The 16632-nt window shown below is 73.6% G+C and carries 16 protein-coding genes; 10 read left to right on the top strand and 6 right to left on the bottom strand.

Features of this window, described 5'->3' with window-relative positions; translation table 11 throughout:
* Positions 1 to 40: 40 nt before the first annotated feature.
* The 10 genes from ACZ4VF_RS26000 (at position 41) to ACZ4VF_RS25955 (ending at position 10427) form a co-directional block, all read left to right on the top strand.
* Positions 41 to 2602, top strand: coding sequence for a YfhO family protein (locus ACZ4VF_RS26000; protein WP_467928893.1), 2562 nt, complete (start codon positions 41 to 43; stop codon positions 2600 to 2602).
* Positions 2603 to 2624: 22 nt separating this feature from the next.
* A complete protein-coding gene (locus ACZ4VF_RS25995; RefSeq protein WP_467928892.1) occupies positions 2625 to 3575 on the top strand; it encodes a glycosyltransferase family 2 protein in 951 nt (316 codons plus the stop codon).
* Positions 3575 to 3958, top strand: a complete 384-nt coding sequence (locus tag ACZ4VF_RS25990; protein ID WP_467928890.1) for a GtrA family protein — start codon at positions 3575 to 3577, stop codon at positions 3956 to 3958. Before ACZ4VF_RS25995 ends, ACZ4VF_RS25990 begins: the two co-directional genes overlap by 1 nt.
* A gap of 45 nt (positions 3959 to 4003) precedes the next feature.
* Complete coding sequence (gene argC / locus ACZ4VF_RS25985; protein ID WP_467928888.1) at positions 4004 to 5032, top strand: N-acetyl-gamma-glutamyl-phosphate reductase; 1029 nt, start codon at positions 4004 to 4006, stop codon at positions 5030 to 5032.
* A gap of 115 nt (positions 5033 to 5147) precedes the next feature.
* The gene (gene argJ, locus ACZ4VF_RS25980; RefSeq protein ID WP_467928886.1) at positions 5148 to 6299 is read left to right on the top strand and encodes a bifunctional glutamate N-acetyltransferase/amino-acid acetyltransferase ArgJ; all 1152 of its coding nucleotides are present in this window, start codon (positions 5148 to 5150) and stop codon (positions 6297 to 6299) included.
* Positions 6296 to 7207 carry an acetylglutamate kinase gene (gene argB, locus ACZ4VF_RS25975; protein ID WP_467928885.1) on the top strand — a complete coding sequence of 304 codons (912 nt, stop codon included), beginning with the start codon at positions 6296 to 6298 and terminating at the stop codon, positions 7205 to 7207. Before argJ ends, argB begins: the two co-directional genes overlap by 4 nt.
* The gene (locus ACZ4VF_RS25970; RefSeq protein ID WP_467928883.1) at positions 7204 to 8409 is read left to right on the top strand and encodes an acetylornithine transaminase; all 1206 of its coding nucleotides are present in this window, start codon (positions 7204 to 7206) and stop codon (positions 8407 to 8409) included. Before argB ends, ACZ4VF_RS25970 begins: the two co-directional genes overlap by 4 nt.
* A gap of 7 nt (positions 8410 to 8416) precedes the next feature.
* Complete coding sequence (locus ACZ4VF_RS25965; RefSeq protein WP_467928882.1) at positions 8417 to 8962, top strand: arginine repressor; 546 nt, start codon at positions 8417 to 8419, stop codon at positions 8960 to 8962.
* Positions 8963 to 9070: 108 nt separating this feature from the next.
* The gene (locus ACZ4VF_RS25960) at positions 9071 to 9658 is read left to right on the top strand and encodes an RNA polymerase sigma factor (RefSeq protein WP_467928881.1); all 588 of its coding nucleotides are present in this window, start codon (positions 9071 to 9073) and stop codon (positions 9656 to 9658) included.
* Positions 9648 to 10427: a hypothetical protein gene (locus ACZ4VF_RS25955; RefSeq protein WP_467928879.1), complete on the top strand. Its 780-nt coding sequence runs from the start codon at positions 9648 to 9650 to the stop codon at positions 10425 to 10427. The genes ACZ4VF_RS25960 and ACZ4VF_RS25955 overlap by 11 nt, the downstream gene beginning before the upstream one ends.
* Positions 10428 to 10437: 10 nt before the next feature.
* On the opposite strand, the gene ACZ4VF_RS25950 is transcribed toward ACZ4VF_RS25955, so the two are convergent.
* The 6 genes from ACZ4VF_RS25950 to ACZ4VF_RS25925 all read right to left on the bottom strand — a co-directional run bounded on the left by ACZ4VF_RS25950 (position 10438) and on the right by ACZ4VF_RS25925 (position 16541).
* Positions 10438 to 11367, bottom strand: coding sequence for a serine/threonine-protein kinase (locus ACZ4VF_RS25950; RefSeq protein WP_467928878.1), 930 nt, complete (start codon positions 11365 to 11367; stop codon positions 10438 to 10440).
* On the bottom strand, positions 11364 to 13178 hold the full coding sequence (locus tag ACZ4VF_RS25945) for an ABC transporter ATP-binding protein (protein ID WP_467928877.1): 1815 nt from the start codon (positions 13176 to 13178) through the stop codon (positions 11364 to 11366). The genes ACZ4VF_RS25950 and ACZ4VF_RS25945 overlap by 4 nt, the downstream gene beginning before the upstream one ends.
* A 75-nt stretch (positions 13179 to 13253) precedes the next feature.
* On the bottom strand, positions 13254 to 13442 hold the full coding sequence (locus ACZ4VF_RS25940) for a hypothetical protein (protein WP_467928875.1): 189 nt from the start codon (positions 13440 to 13442) through the stop codon (positions 13254 to 13256).
* A 118-nt stretch (positions 13443 to 13560) separates the two neighbouring features.
* Positions 13561 to 14301 carry an FAD:protein FMN transferase gene (locus tag ACZ4VF_RS25935; RefSeq protein WP_467928874.1) on the bottom strand — a complete coding sequence of 247 codons (741 nt, stop codon included), beginning with the start codon at positions 14299 to 14301 and terminating at the stop codon, positions 13561 to 13563.
* Positions 14302 to 14356: 55 nt separating this feature from the next.
* Positions 14357 to 15142, bottom strand: a complete 786-nt coding sequence (locus ACZ4VF_RS25930; protein ID WP_467928873.1) for an FMN-binding protein — start codon at positions 15140 to 15142, stop codon at positions 14357 to 14359.
* A 16-nt stretch (positions 15143 to 15158) separates the two neighbouring features.
* Entirely contained in the window at positions 15159 to 16541 is a 1383-nt protein-coding gene (locus ACZ4VF_RS25925; RefSeq protein WP_467928871.1) for a ferredoxin reductase family protein, read from the bottom strand.
* Positions 16542 to 16632: the final 91 nt, after the last annotated feature.

Below are 16632 nucleotides of genomic sequence, written 5' to 3'. Positions count from 1 at the left end.
GCGAAATCAACGCAGTGAATTCATGGGGGCCTGCCGATAAATGAACCGCTCGAACGCGCCCGACGCGCCGCACCGGGCCGCCGCCCTGCTCGCCGCGGCCGTCACGGTCACCGCCTGCTGCGCCGGTGACCTCCTCGCGCGCAGCTACCCCTTCGGCCCCCGCACCCGCAGCGTCAACGACCTCGGCAACCAGTACGTGCCCTTCCACGCCCACCTGTGGGACCTGCTGCACGGCAGGGCCCACGGCAGCCTCCTCGTCAACTGGCAGTCCGGGTACGGCACGAGCTTCCTGCCCGACCTCGGCACCTACCTCGGCAGCCCCTTCGCCCTGCTCGTCGCCCTCTTCCCGCGCGACGGGATCGACCTCGCCGTCTACACCGTCACCCTGCTGAAGACCGCCTCCGCCGCCGCGGCCATGGCCTGGCTGCTGCTCACCCTGCGCCCCGGCCGCCGCTGGGCGGCGGCCCTGCTCGGCGTCTCCTACGCGCTGTGCGGCTGGAGCATGGCCGACGCCTCCTACAACCCGATGTGGCTCGACGGCCTGATCGCGCTGCCCCTGCTGTGCCTGGTCGGCGAACGGGCGCTCACCGGGCGCCGGCTGCTGCCCGGTGTCCTCGTCGTCGCCCTCGCCTGGACCGCCAACTTCTACACGGCCTACATGGCGACCCTCGGCGCCGCCCTGGTGCTGCTGCTGCGCCTGCTGCTCACCCGGCCGCCCCGCCGGCGGGCGTTCACCGCGGCCGGCCGCGCCGCCCTCACCACCGCCCTCGGCGTGGGCCTCGCCGCCCCGCTCGTGACCGTCGTCTACTCCGGAACCCGGCACGCCTACCCCGGCCGGGTACGCCGGTTCGCCCCCGTACCCGCCGAGGACGTCGCCGCCCGGCTGCTGCCCGCCACCTACGGCTTCGGCTCCCCGGCCCTGTACGTCGGCCTCACCGCCCTGCTCCTCGCCCTCGCGCTGCCCTTCCACCGGGCGGTCCCGGTCCCGGTCCGCACCGGCTGGACGGCACTGGTGCTCGCGGTGGCCCTGTCCCTCCAGTGGGGCCCCACCCATCTGGCCTGGCACGCCTTCGCCACCCCGCAGGGCAGCCCCTACCGGCAGGCGTTCGTGCTGTGCGGGCTGCTGGTGATCGCCGCCTGGCACGCCGTGGCGTACGGACTCCCCGACCGGCGCGCCCTCGGCGCCGCGACCGCGCTGCTCCTCCTGACCGTCGCCGTGGCGAGCCGCAGCACGCTGGTCCGGCCGTACACCTGGGCCGTGCTGCCGCTCGCCCTCGCGGGCGCCCTCGGCGGACTGGTCCTGCTGGGCCGCGCCGGGCCGCGCCGGCGGCTGGCCGGACTGGCCGTCGTCCTCCTGCTCGGCGCCCAGGTGGGCGAGACCGCCGCCACCTCGGCCGTGGCGGCCCGGCTGCGCCTGGGGCACCTGGACGACTACGCGCCCTGGGGCGAGCGGCAGCGGACGCAGGCGGCGGCGATCGCCGGGGCCGACGGCTGGCCCCGCTACCGCACCGACCCCGGCCGCGAGCAGACCGTCGGCAACGACCCGCTGCTGGTGGGCGGCGAGGGCGCCCAGTACTACAGCAGCCTGACCCCGGACGTCCTCAGCCGCACCCTCACCGCGCTGGGCGACGGCTGGACCTCGCGCGGCCGGAGCGTCCAGAGCCTGGACAACGCCGTCACGGACGTCGTCTTCTCCGTCGGCGCACGAGTGCACTCACCGCCCGACCCGCACCAGAAGCACCAGGTCGCGGGCGGCGGGCCGCCGGTGCACGTCAGCCGGCGCGACGTGCCGCCCCTGGTCACCGTGCGGCCCGGCCCCGACCGGCGGCCCTTCGGCCCGTCGCCGTACCGCAACCAGGAGCTGCTGCTCGGCAGCCGCGTCTACACCGTCCCTCGCGTCACCGTTCAGGACGACGGCGGGCACCCCCTCCCGAGCCGCCGCGTCGGCACCGCGAACGCCCTGGCCCGGCCCACGATCACCGCCCGGTGCCCGGCCGGCACCCAGGTATACCTGTGGGCCCCGCACTTCTCCGGCACCGCACGGCTCGGCGGCGGCACACCCGCCCGGTTCCGGTTCGCCTTCCCGCGCAACCGGGCCGCCATGGAGCCGCTCGGCACCGCTCCCGCCTCCGGGCGGCTGCGCATCGCGCTGACCCCGGACCGGCCCGGCCGCGTCCCGCCCGGCGCGGTCGGCTGCCTGGACACCGGCCGGCTGGACAGCGCCGCCGCACGGCTGAAGGCGGCCGGTGCCACCAAGGTGACCGTCTCCGACGGCACCGTACGGGCCGAACTGCCCGCCGGCAGCACGGGCACGGCGGTCGTCGCGGCGCCCCGCATCGCCGGCTGGCGGTGCGCCGCCGGCGACGGACCCGAGCGGCCCGCCGGTGACTTCCACGGCCTGATCGCCGTACCCCTCGGCGCCGGCGCCACCAGCCTGACCTGCACCTTCCACCCACCCGGCCTGCGGCTGGGCACGGCAGTCGCAGCCGTCTCGCTGCTCACCCTCGCCCTGCTCACCGCCGTCGGTGCCGTCCGCCGCCGGCGCGCCCCGGTGCCGCCCACGACCACATCACCGCGCGAGCGCGCGACCACCGCTTCCTGACCGCGCCCAGGGGGGACCCCGCATGCTGATATCGATCGTCGCGCCCTGCTACGACGAGGAGGACGTCCTCGCCCGCTTCCACGAGGAGGTCCAGAAGGTCGCCGAGGAACTGCTGCCCCTCGGCCACGACATGGAGTTCGTCTACGTCGACGACGGCAGCCGCGACCGCACGCTCGCCGTCCTGAAGGACCTCGCGGACCTCGACTCGCGGGTGCGCTACGTCTCCTTCAGCCGCAACTTCGGCAAGGAGGCGGCCCTGCTCGCCGGCCTCCGGCACGCCTCGGGCGACTCCGTGATCGTCATGGACGCCGACCTCCAGCACCCGCCCGCGCTGATCAGGCGCATGGTCGAGCTGCACGAGCAGGGGTACGACCAGGTCATCGCCCAGCGCTCCCGCACGGGCGACCGGCTCACCCGCACCCTCACCGCGCGGCTGTACTACCGGCTCGTCAACCGTCTGGTCGACGTCGAACTGGTCGACGGCGTCGGGGACTTCCGGCTGCTGTCGCGGCGGGTCGTGGACGCGGTGCTGGGCCTCACCGAGTACAACCGCTTCTCGAAGGGCCTGTTCGCCTGGGTGGGTTTCCCGAGCACCACCTTCGCGTACCGCAACGCCGCGCGCGAGGCCGGCCGCAGCTCCTGGAACCTGCGCGGACTGCTCAACTACGGCCTCGACGGGCTGCTCTCCTTCAACAACCGCCCGCTGCGCGCCGCGCTCTGGCTCGGTGTGGGCCTGCTGGTGTGCGCGGGCCTGTACACCGGCTGGATCGTGGGGGCCGCGCTCGTCAACGGCGTCCAGACTCCCGGCTATGTGACCATCATCACCGCCGTGACCGCCCTCGCGGGCGTCCAGATGGTCATGCTGGGAGTCATCGGGGAGTACACCGGCCGCATCTACTACGAGGTGAAGGGGCGCCCGCACTTCCTGGTGAAGGCGACCAATGTGGAACGGACGAAAGATCTCATCCCCTGATGTCGAGACAACTGCCGAGGCAGATCCTGACCTTCGCGGTGGTCGGCGCCGTGAACACGGCCGCCTACTACTGTCTTTACCTGTTGTTCCTGACCCGGCTTCCCTATCTCGCCGCGCACGTCCTGGCCTTTCTGCTCAGTATGATCGGGTCCTTTTTCCTGAACGCGCGGTTCACCTACCGGACGCGTCCCACCTGGCGGAAATTCCTGCTGTTCCCGCTGACGAACGTGACCAATTTCCTCGTCACGACGGCGGGTGTCTACGTGATCGTGGACCTGCTGCACGCCGGCAGCCGCTTCGCCCCGCTGCTCGCCTCGGCGGCGGCGATCCCGGTCACCTTCGTCGTCTCGCGCCGGGTGATGCTCCCGAAGGTCATTGCATAAAAGTGCAGCGATACGTATAGTCATGCCATCCAGAGGAGGGTGGACATGGCGATACGTGCGGCGGTGGCCGGAGCGAGCGGATACGCGGGCGGAGAGGTCCTGCGCCTGCTCCTCGCGCACCCCGAGGTCGAGATCGGTGCCCTGACCGGCAACTCCAACGCCGGGCAGCGGCTCGGTGCGCTCCAGCCGCACCTGCTGCCGCTGGCCGACCGGGTGCTGGCCGAGACCACGCCCGAGGCGCTCGCCGGGCACGACGTCGTCTTCCTCGCGCTGCCGCACGGGCAGTCCGCCGCCGTCGCCGAGCGGCTCGGCACCGACGTCCTCGTGATCGACATGGGCGCCGACTTCCGGCTGAAGGACCCGGCCGACTGGGAGGCCTTCTACGGCTCCCCGCACGCCGGCACCTGGCCCTACGGCCTGCCCGAGCTGCCGGGCGCCCGAGCCGCCCTGACGGGCTCCCGGCGCATCGCGGTGCCCGGTTGCTACCCCACCGCCGTCTCCCTCGCCCTGTTCCCGGCCTACGCGGCCCGGCTCGCCGGGCCCGAGGCGGTGATCGTCGCCGCGTCGGGCACCTCCGGCGCGGGCAAGGCCCCCAAGCCGCACCTGCTCGGCAGCGAGGTCATGGGCTCCATGTCGCCCTACGGCGTCGGCGGCGGTCACCGGCACACCCCCGAGATGATCCAGAACCTCAGCGGGGCCGCGGGGGAACGGGTCGCCGTCTCCTTCACGCCGACCCTCGCGCCGATGCCCCGCGGGATCCTGGCGACGTGCAGCGCGCCCGCCGCCGAGGGGGTGACCGCGGAGTCCCTGCGGGCCGCCTACGAGAAGGCCTACGCCGACGAGCCCTTCGTCCACCTGCTCCCCGAGGGCAGCTGGCCCGCGACGGCGTCCGTCCACGGTTCCAACGCCGTTCACGTGCAGGTCGCGTACGACGCCGCCGTGGACCGCATCATCGCGATCAGCGCCATCGACAACCTGACCAAGGGCACGGCGGGCGGTGCCGTCCAGAGCATGAACCTCGCCCTGGGTCTTCCCGAGACCACCGGGCTTTCCACGATCGGAGTCGCACCGTGAGCTGGGGGCACCGCCCAGCGGTAGCTGGGGGAGCGCGCGCAGCCACCGGGCTGCAGACGACGATGAGAGCCGCACCGGCGCGCTGCGCGGGCGGAGAAGCGAACGAGGAGATGCAGTGAGCGTCACGGCAGCCAAGGGATTCACGGCGGCGGGCATCGCCGCCGGAATCAAGGAGAACGGCAACCCCGACCTGGCCCTCGTGGTCAACAACGGGCCCCGCCGTGCCGCCGCGGGCGTCTTCACCTCCAACCGCGTGAAGGCCGCGCCGGTGCTGTGGTCCGAGCAGGTGCTCAGGAGCGGCCAGGTCTCGGCCGTCGTCCTCAACTCCGGCGGCGCCAACGCCTGCACCGGACCCCAGGGCTTCCAGGACACCCACGCCACCGCCGAGAAGGCGGCCGAGGTGCTCGGCCGCGGCGCCATCGAGGTCGCCGTCTGCTCCACCGGTCTCATCGGCGTCCTGCTCCCCATGGACAAGGTCCTCAAGGGCGTGGAGACGGCCGCCGCCTCCCTGAGCGAGCACGGCGGCGAGAAGGCCGCCATCGCCATCAAGACCACCGACACCGTCCACAAGACCTCCGTCGTCACCCGGGACGGCTGGACGGTCGGCGGGATGGCCAAGGGCGCCGGCATGCTCGCCCCGGGCCTCGCCACCATGCTCGTCGTCCTCACCACCGACGCCGACCTCGGCGACGAGGACCTCGACAAGGCGCTGCGCGCGGCCACCAGGGTCACCTTCGACCGCGTCGACTCCGACGGCTGCATGTCCACCAACGACACCGTGCTGCTGCTCGCCTCCGGCGCCTCCGGCATCCGCCCGGACCACGCCGAGTTCGCCGAGGCCGTACGGCAGGTCTGCGACGACCTCGGCCGGCAGCTCATCGGCGACGCCGAGGGCGCCAGCAAGGACATCAAGGTCGAGGTGATCAACGCGGCCAGTGAGGAGGACGCCGTCGAGGTGGGCCGCTCCATCGCCCGCAACACCCTCCTGAAGTGCGCGATCCACGGAGAGGACCCCAACTGGGGCCGGGTCCTCTCCGCGATCGGCACCACCGGCGCCGCCTTCGAGCCGGACCGGCTCAACGTCGCCATCAACGGCGTCTGGGTGTGCAAGAACGGGTCCGTCGGCGAGGACCGGGAGCTGGTCGACATGCGCTACCGCGAGGTCCACATCGTCGCCGACCTCGCCGCGGGCACCGAGACCGCGACCATCTGGACCAACGACCTGACCGCCGACTACGTCCACGAGAACAGCGCCTACTCCTCATGAGCACTCGCAAGCACACCGCGCTGCCCAAGGCCCAGATCCTCGTCGAGGCGCTGCCCTGGATCACCCGCCACCGCGGCAAGACCGTCGTCATCAAGTTCGGCGGCAACGCCATGGTGAACGAGGAGCTGAAGGCCGCCTTCGCCCAGGACGTCGTCTTCCTGCACCACGCCGGCCTCAAACCGGTCGTCGTGCACGGCGGCGGCCCGCAGATCAGCGCCGCCCTCGACCGGCACGGCATCGTCTCCGAGTTCAAGGCGGGCCTGCGCGTCACCACCGAGGACGCCATGGACGTCGTCCGCATGGTGCTCGCCGGACAGGTGCAGCGCGAGCTGGTCGGCCTGCTCAACCGGCACGGCCCGCTCGCCGTCGGCCTCACCGGCGAGGACGCGCACACCATGGCCGCCACCAAGCGCATGCCCGAGATCGACGGGGAACCGGTCGACATCGGGCGGGTCGGCGAGATCACCGCGATCGACACGGGTGCCATCGAGGCGCTGCTGGCCGACGGCCGCATCCCGGTCGTCTCCTCGATCGCCCGCAGTCAGGACGACGCACATGTCTACAACATCAATGCTGATACGGCGGCTGCGGCACTCGCTGCGGCACTGGGCGCCGAGACCCTCATGGTCCTCACCGACGTCGAGGGCCTCTACGAGGACTGGCCGAACTCCGACGAGGTGATCAGCCGCCTCACCGCCTCGCAGCTGGAGAAGCTGCTGCCGGAGCTGAGTTCCGGCATGGTGCCGAAGATGGAGGGCTGCCTGCACGCCGTACGCAACGGCGTGACCACCGCCCGCGTCATCGACGGCCGGGTCCAGCACTCGATCCTGCTGGAGATCTTCACGGACGAAGGCATCGGCACCATGATCGTGCCCGACGGGACCGCGCACGGACAGGGGGAGTCATGAGCAACCAGGAGCTGACCCAGCGGTGGCAGGGGGCGCTCATGAACAACTACGGCACCCCGCGCCTGCCCCTGGTGCGCGGCGAAGGCGTTCGGCTGTGGGACGCCGACGGCAAGGAGTACCTCGACTTCGTCGGCGGTATCGCCACCAACGCCCTCGGCCACGCCCACCCGGCGATCGTGGAGGCCGTCACCCGGCAGATCGGCTCCCTCGGCCACGTCTCCAACCTCTTCATGGCCGAGCCCACCATCGCGCTCGCCGAGCGGCTGCTGACGCTGTTCGGCCGCGAGGGCCGCGTCTTCTTCTGCAACTCCGGCGCCGAGGCCAACGAGGCCGCCTTCAAGATCGGCCGGCTCACCGGGCGCACCCACATGGTCGCCACCCACGGCGGCTTCCACGGCCGTACGATGGGCGCCCTCGCGCTCACCGGCCAGCCCGGCAAGCAGGACCCCTTCCGGCCGTTGCCCGGCGAGGTCACCCACGTCCCCTACGGCGACGCGCAGGCGCTGGCCGCCGCGGTCACCGAGGAGACCGCGGCGGTGTTCATCGAGCCCATCCAGGGCGAGAACGGCGTGGTCGTGCCCCCGGCCGGCTACCTCAAGGCGGCCCGCGCGATCACCGCCGCCACCGGGGCGCTGCTGGTCCTGGACGAGGTGCAGACCGGCGTCGGCCGGACCGGCACCTGGTTCGCCTACCAGGCCCACGAGGGCGTGCTGCCCGACGTCGTCACCCTCGCCAAGCAGCTCGGCGGCGGGCTGCCGCTCGGCGCGACCGTCGCCTTCGGCCGGGCCGCCGACCTGCTCAAGCCCGGCCTGCACGGAACCACCTTCGGCGGCAACCCGGTCGCCTGCGCCGCCGGACTCGCCGTGCTCGACACCATCGAGGGCGAGGGCCTGCTCGACAACACCAAGCGGCAGAGCGAGCGGCTGCGGCACGGGATCGAGGCTCTGGACCACCCGTTGATCGACCATGTCCGGGGCGCGGGCCTGCTCCTGGGTATCGTGCTCACCGGGCCGCGCGCACCGCAGGTGCAGCAGGCGGCCCAGGAGGCCGGGTTCCTGGTGAACGCGCCCGCCCCCGACGTCGTACGGCTCATGCCGCCGCTGAACCTCCACGACGACGAGGCGGGTGCGCTGCTCCGGGCGCTGCCCGGCATCCTCGACACGGCGAACCCTGTGGACGGGGACGGACGATCCGGAGAATGAGACGACGATGAGCCAGGCGCAGGACCACGAGTCGGCGGCGGGTGCCGGGCCGGCCGTACCCCAGACCCGCACCGCACGGCACCGCCGGATCGTGGACATCCTCAACCGGCAGCCGGTGCGGTCGCAGAGCCAGCTGGCGAAGCTGCTCGCCGACGACGGGCTGAGCGTCACGCAGGCGACACTCAGCCGGGATCTCGACGAGCTGAACGCCGTGAAGATCCGCAACACCGACGGCGACCTGATCTACGCGGTGCCGAGCGAGGGCGGCTTCCGCACGCCGCGCGCGCCGCTGGGGGAGTCGGCGAAGGAGGAGCGGATGCGGCGGCTCTCCCAGGAGCTGCTGATCTCCGCGGAGGCCTCGGCGAACCTGGTGGTCCTGCGGACCCCGCCCGGGGCCGCCCAGTTCCTCGCCTCCGCCATCGACCAGGCGGAGCTGCACGACATCCTCGGCACCATCGCCGGCGACGACACGCTGCTGCTCATCAGCCGGAACCCCACCGGCGGGCAGGCCCTCGCGGACCATCTGCTGCGGCTGGCACAGAACGGGCACTGACCGCGTGCGGGGCCCGGCGGCCCGACGCAGAATGGGCATGTGATCTTCCGCGGCGGGCGGGCAGGGGGACGGGCAATCCCCTGGCGGCCGTCGGACGTATACAGAGGTGTGTCGGGATACCGGTTCCCCGTCGGCCGCCTCCCGGACGAGGCTCTGCTCTCCGGGCTGGCCGCCGGAGATCCGGAGCTGGCCGCGATCTTCGTACGGAGGTTCCAGCACCGGGTCTACGGCGTGGCGATGGCCGTCACCAGGGACCGGCAGCTCGCCGAGGACGTCGCCCAGCAGACGTTCGAGCGCGCATGGCGTCACGCCCAGATCTACGACTCGCGCCGCGGCTCGGTCATGACCTGGCTGACGACCATCGCGCACAACCTGGCCGTCGACGCCGTGCGTGCCCGGCGTACGGAGCCGATGGCCCCCGAGGACCTCGAGGATCTGCTGGACGCCGTCACCGCGACCCCCGAGGAGTGGGCCCTGGCCGACGAGGCCTCCGCCCAGGTCCGGGCCGCCCTGGCCCGGCTGCCACGGGAGCAGGCCAGGGCGCTGATGATGGCCGGCATCTACGGCATGACGGCCCGGCAGGTCGCCGACGCGGAACGGATACCGCTGGGTACCGCCAAGACGCGGATCAGGACGGCGATGGCACGACTGCGCACCGTCGTCGCGTCGGCGAAACGAGGCGACCATGTCGAGTGACGCGAACTGCGAGCGGCTGCGGGAGGTCGGCGCCGAGCTGGCGCTGGGCGTACTGCCCGGCCGGGAACGGGCCGAGGCGGTCGCCCATCTGGACCGGTGCGCGGACTGCCGGGAGTACGTCCGGCAACTGACCGGAGTCGGCGACCGGCTGGTCGGCCTGCTGCCCGACCGCGAACCGCCGCCCGGTTTCGAGCCCCGGGTGGCGCGCGCCCTCGCCCTCGCCCGGCGGACCGCGACGCCCGAGGGGCAGCGGCCGGCCCGCGCCCCCGGCCGCGCCCGCCGCGGCCTGCGGCAGGGCGCCCGGCGGGCCCGGGTCCGGGTCGCCGCGGTCGGTGCCGCGCTCGCCGTCGCCGCCGGCTTCGCCGGCTGGGCCGTCGGCACCGCCGTCGAGCAGGTCACCGCCGGGCCGCCGGCCGCCGTCGAGTCCGAGCCCGTGCTGGTCGGCGACATGACCCCGGCCGGGCAGGACGGACCGCCCGTCGGCGAGGTCTACGCCCACCCCGGCACCCCCGGCTGGATCTTCGTGTCCGTCGCCCTCACCCGGCCGGGCACCCGGTACACCGGAACGGTCACCTGTCTCCTGGTGCGCGCCGACGGCACGAGCGTCCGGATCGGCGACTTCACCGTGCGCGACGGGCACGGCAACTGGGGAGTCGCGGCCCCCGTCGGCCTCGACCGCTACTCCGGCGCCCGTCTGACCGCGTCCGACGGCACCGTCCTCGCCACCGCGCAGCTGCGGAAGGGGCAGGTGGTGACCCCGGAGACGTGAACCGTGCCGCTCACCCGCCGCGGCACGGGACGGGCAGCGCCGTCCTCAGCGCGGCGGCCAGCGCGGCGACGCCGGGCCGGGCCGAGGGGTCGGCGCGCAGACAGCCGTCGACGGCCGCCGCGAGGGCCGGCGGCAGGCGCCGCCGGGAGCCGATCGGCGGCGCCTCCCGCTCCGGCCGCGGACACCAGTCGCCCGGGGCACCCGCGCCGGTCACGAGGTCCGGCTCGTCACCGGCGCACCCGGCGTACGGCCGGTGCGCCCTCCCGCCGGCCGTCCGGCCGGTCGTGCGGCACGCGAAGGGCGGGTCACCGCACGCGAGCTCGTACAGGGTGACCCCGATGCCCCACACGTCGGCGGCGGCCGTGAGCCGCCCGCCGCGGGCCTGCTCCGGGGCGAGGTAGCAGCAGGTGCCCAGCCCGGCCGGGGCCGGCCCGGGAGGCCGGGCGACGCTCAGGTCCAGCACCTTCGCCAGGCCCCGGTCCACCACCACGTTCGACGGCTTGAGGTCCAGGTGGAGCAGGCCCCGGCCGTGCAGGTAGTGGACGGCGGAGCACAACTGCACCCCGAGCAGCGCGACATCGGCCGCGGACGCCCGGCGCCGCAGCCGGTGCAGCAGGTGGGACAGCGTCTCACCGGTCAGCGTCTCCAGGACGACGACCGGCTCGGGCGCGGCGCAGACGTCGTAGGCACGGACCAGGTGGGGATGGGTGAAGGCACGCAGCCACCGCCCCTCCCTCAGCAGCCGCTCGCCCAGCCGCGGTTCGCCCCGCCGGTCCGTGCGCACGGTCTTGAGCACGCACCGGCAGTCGCGCTCCTCGCTCCAGGCGTCGTAGACGTCGAGCCAGCCGGTGCGGGTGAGCCCCGCCAGGATCCGGTAGCCCGGCACCGGTTCCGTGCCCGGGGCCAGCGGCGGGGTGCCCGGCGCGGCGGTGGCGCTCACGACGGCACCGCTCCCGTGTGCAGCCGGTGCAGCCGGGCGTAGGCGCCGTCGTGCCGGAGCAGGTCGTCGTGGGTGCCGTCCTCAATGATCCGGCCGTGGTCGAGCACCAGGATGCGGGTCGCGTCGCGGACGGTCAGCAGGTTGTGGGAGATGACCACGGTGGTGCGCCCGGCCATCAGCCGGCGCAGCGGGTCCATGATCCGCCGGCCGGACCGGGCGTCCAGCCCCGCCGTCGGCTCGTCCAGGAGCAGTACGGGCGCGTCCCGGATCATCGCCCGGGCGATCGCCAGGCGCTGGCGCTGTCCGCCGGAGAGGGTCCGGCCGCGCTGGCCGACGAACGTGTCGTAGCCCTCCGGGAGCAGCTCGATGAACTCGTGCGCGTCCGCCGCCCGCGCCGCCGCGACGATGTCCGCGTCCGTGGCCCCCGGCCGCCCGTAGGCGATGTTGTCCCGCACGGTGCCGTGGAAGACGAGCGTCTCCTGCAGCACCACCGCGACGCTGTCCCGCACGTCGGACAGCCGGAGCCGGCGCAGGTCCCTCCCGTCGAGGCGGACCGCGCCCCGGTCGGGGTCGTAGAAGCGCAGCTGGAGCTTGGCGATCGTCGACTTGCCCGCCCCGCTGGCCCCGACCAGCGCCAGCGTCTCCCCGGGCGCCGCGTGGAAGGACACGTCGGACAGCGCCCAGGACGGGCCGCCCGGATAGCGGAACCACACCCCGTCGAACTCCACGTCCCCCCGGGCGCGTCCGGGGCGCCGGGCGTCGGGGGCCTCGGTGACCTGGGGCCGCTGGTCCAGCAGCTCGATGATCCGTTCCGCCGAGGCGGCGGCCGCGTAGAAGGAGGTGCCGAGGTGGGACAGGCCCCGGACCGGGCCGTAGAGCTTGCCGATCAGCGCGAGGAAGACCAGCAGTCCGCCCAGCGTGAGCTGCCCCTGCGTCAGCTTCCAGGTGCCCAGGCCCATCACCGCGAGACCGCCGGCCACCTCGATGAACTCGACGACCGGCCCGTACACGGCGCGGATCCGTGCCGAGGCCATCGCCGCCCGGAACCGCCCCAGGTTCTCCCGCTCGAAGCGGCCCGCCTCCCAGCCCTGCCGGTTGTACGCCTGCACCAGCACGACGTTGCCCAGCGACTCCTCGGCGATCGCGCTGAGCGAGCCGGTGCGGCGACGGCGCTCCCGCGACGCCTCCTTGACCAGCCGCGAGAAGTGCCGGGCCGCACCCCAGAACAGGGGCACGATGACCAGGGCGAGCAGGGTCAGGTCCCAGCGCAGGTAGAGCAGCAGGCCGAGGAAGACGGCGAGGCGGACCACGTAGTACAGGGCGTCCGCGACGCCCGAGAGCAGGAACGTCTCCACCGCGTCGACGTCGCCGGTGACCCGGGACAGCACGTCCCCGAGCCTGCGGCGCTCGAAGAAGCCGAGCGACAGCCCCTGGACGTGCCGGAACACGTCGGAGCGCAGGGCGAGCAGGAAGCGCTCGCCGACCCAGGTGGACGTCACGTCGTCGGCGAAGCCGAGGACGCCGGAGCAGAGGACCAGGCCCAGGTAGGCCGGTGCGATCCACAGGAAGGGGTGCAGGTCCCGGGGGACGAGCACCTCGTCCACCACGATCTTGAACAGCCACAGCTCGGCGGCGTCGACGGCGGGACCGGCCAGGCTGAACAGGACGACGGGCACGAGCCAGCGCCGGCCGCCGCGGGTGTACGGCCAGAACCGCCGGAACACCTCGCGCGGGGGCACCGGGGGCGCCGCCGCGACCACGGCGTCGGAGGCCTCGCCGAGCGAGAGCAGACGCCGCAGGACATGCGCCATGGCGTGCGTTCCTCGCGGGCCGGCGGAGCGGACCGGGGTCCTTTCGGCCTCCGGTCCGCTCCGCCGCGCGTGCGATCAGTAGCGACCGTGACCGTGACGGTCGCCGTGTCCGCCGTGATCGCCGTGGTCGCCGTGACCGTGGCGGTCGCCGTGGCCGTGACGGTCACCGTGGCCGCTGTGGTCGCCGTGGTCACCATGGCCGTGTCCGGACCAGTCGTCGTCGCGGTCCCGACTCGCCGGCATCAGGCTACTGAAGATGGCCATGTCGTTCCTCCTTCAACTTGCCTCACCGGTGATACGTCCCAGGGCCGGTGTCGGATGGCGTTCCGGAGGAAAAACTTCGCGTCCGGGCGAAAAAAGGCGGGGCCGCCGCCCGGGCGCGTCAACCCAGCCGTGCCGCCAGCCCCCCGGTGCACCGCACCTCGTCGCCCGCGGTGATCAGCAGGGCCTCGACGTCCGGCAGCGACTCCAGCCACGCCAGCCCCTGCCGGGAACCCATCGCGAACGCGGCCGTGGCCCAGCAGTCGACGAACGTCAGACGCGGGCCCACCACCGTCACGGCCACCAGGTCCGTCACCGCCGGCCGACCGGTCCGCGGGTCCACGATGTGCGCGCCCCGCTCCGCCGTACCGGAGGTCGCCACCGCCGACTCCTCCGTGCCGGCGGCCGAGATCACCGCCGCGAGTCCGCCGGGCCGGAGGGGATCGGCCACCCCCACCCGCCAGGGCCGCCGCGGCTCCGGCGCGCCGAGCAGCTGTACGTCGCCGCCCCCGTTCACGCTCACCCCGTGCACCCCGGCCACCGCCGCCAGCGCCCGTGCCGCCCGCTCGGCCGCCCAGCCCTTGACGATGCCGGTGGGGTCCAGCGAGCCCTGGTACCGGGTGCTGAACCAGCCCTCGCTGATCCGCTCCGCCTCGGCCGCCAGCTCCAGCACCTCGGTGACCTCGGCGGCGCACGCCGGCAGGTCCAGCTCGCCGCGGGCCAGCCGGGACACCTCGCTGTCGTCGCGGTAGGTGCTGAACAGGGCGTCCGCCCGGTGCAGCCCGGCGACCGCCTCGGCGAGCGCGGCCCGGACCGCGGCCGGTTCCCCGCCGCGGACGTCGAAGGAGAAGACCGTTCCCATGACCTCCTCCGCGTGACGCACCGCGGCCGGAGTCCTCGCCGGTTCGACCACCGTGTCAGCCACCGGCCTGGTCCAGGGCGGACTGGAGGGACTGCCGGTAGCCGGTGCTGGTGTAGGTGGCGCCGGAGACGGCGTCGATGTCCGCGCTCCCCGCGGCCACGGCTTCCTGGTTGAGCTTCGGGACGGCGAGCTGGGTCTTCTGGTCGCTGAGGCCGCCCTTGGGCGCCTGCACCGCCTCGGCCTTGGTGATCTTCCCGCCGCTGACCGTGATCCGCACCTGGACCGGCCCGTACGAGGTCTGCGCGGCCTTCCCGGTGACGGTACGCGCCTGCGCCGAGCCGGAGGACGAGGAACCGGAGGACGAGGAACCGGAGGACGACGCCGGGGGCGCGGAGGTCTTCATCTTGTCCAGCGCCGACTGCAGCGACTTCCTGTAGCCCTCGCTCGTGTACGTCGCCCCGGAGACGGCGTCGATGTCCGCGCTCCCCGCGGCCACGGCTTCCTGGTTGAGCTTCGGGACGGCGAGCTGGGTCTTCTGGTCGCTGAGGCCGCCCTTGGGCGCCTGCACCGCCTCCGCCGCGGTGATCTTCCCGCCGCTGACGGTCAGCCGTACCTGCACGGCCCCGTACTGCGTCTGCGCCGCGTCACCGGTCAGCGTGGCGGAGCCGGCCTGCGCGGCGCCCTGCGGCGCCTGCCCGGCCGCCGTCTGCTGCGGGACCGCGCCCGCCGCCGACGCGGCCGCCGGATCCGACGCCGGCTTCAGCGACAGCAGCAGCACGACACCGGACACGGTCGCGGCGGTGGCCAGCACGACCCGCCGCACGGGGTGGCTCTTCCTCATCGCTTCGCAGCTCCGCTCACATCTCGAACGACTCGTGGTGGATACGGCGGGCGGGCACCCCCGCCTCCCGCAGTGCCTCGAACACCGACTGGGCGAACCCGGGCGGCCCGCACATGAAGACGTCGTGCGTCTCGATGTCCGGGATCTTCGCCCGGAGGTTCTCCGCCGAGATGTCCGGACGCTCGCCCTCCGGGCTGTTCACCGCGTACATCAGCCGGGCGTCCCGCTCCTCGGCGATCGCCGCCAGCTCGTCCCACAGCGCGAGGTCCTGGGTGGTGTTGGCCCGGTAGAGGAGGGTGATGTCCCCGGCGCCCCCGGGCAGCGTCTCGAACAGCGCCCGCATCGGCGTGATCCCGACCCCGCCCGCGACCAGCAGCACCTTGCCCCGGCTGCGGCGCTGCGCGGTGAGCGCGCCGTACGGGCCCTCCGCCCACACCTTGGTTCCGGGCTCCAGCTCGCGCAGCCGGGCGCTGTGGTCGCCGATCGCCTTCACCGTGATCCGCAGCATGCCGGGGCGCGGGGCCGCCGACAGGGAGTACGGGTGCGAGCTGAACCGCATCCCCGGGGCGAGGAACCGCCAGCGGAAGAACTGGCCCGCCTCCGCGCCCATCCGGTGCAGCCGCCGCCCGCCGATCAGCACCGACACGATGCCCGGCGCCTCCTCGATCACCGCCTCCACGTACATGCGGTGCCGCAGGTTCAGCCGGATCGGGGTGAGGATCCGGTACCAGACCACCAGTGCGGTGACCGCGCCGTACAGGCCGTACCAGAAGGTCTGGGCGGTCGGCTCCACCGCGAAGTCGTTGCCCGTGGTGATCTGGTGCCAGAACGTCAGGAACACCGCCGCGTACGTCAGCAGGTGGACGTGGTACCAGGCGTCGTACGGGAGCCGGCGGCGGACCGGGCCGGCCGACGTCAGCCCGATGACCACGAACAGGCCCGTGCCGAGCGCGGCCTTGCCCATGTCCGGGAGCTGGCCGACGGAGTCGACGGTCTGCTGGACGATGTCGCCGAGCGACCTGCCGGCCTGGCGCGCGTAACCCCACATGGTGAGGAAGACGTGCGCGACGACCAGGCAGAGCGTGTACCGGCCGCTCATGGCGTGCCAGCGGGCCACCCGGTCGGAGCCGACCCGCCGCTCCAGTGCCGGCACGCGCGCCATCTGGAGCACGACCAGCGCCATCAGATAGCCGGCGAGCAGACCGGTGATCCGGCCCGCGCCCAGGATCCGGCCGGTGTCGTCGGCGATGGAGGGCGTGTTCTGCCACCAGAGCCACAGCACGGCCGCCGCGCCCGCCCAGACGGCGAGCAGCAGCGGGACGGCCGGGGAGCGGCGCGGACGGATGCGGCGCATCGTCTGTCGGCGGGCGGCGCGTCCGCCTGCGAGCGTGGTGGTCACGGTTCCTCCGTGGGGACTTGACCCTTGGCCCACAGATACGCGCCGGGTGCGCCGAGTGTTCAGAGACCGGCCGAGTCCAGCGCGGACTGGA

The sequence above is a fragment of the Streptomyces sp. NPDC029151 genome (assembly GCF_055564315.1).
The sequence above is the reverse complement of the archived record's forward strand: the minus strand, read 5'-3'. Positions and strand labels throughout refer to the sequence as shown.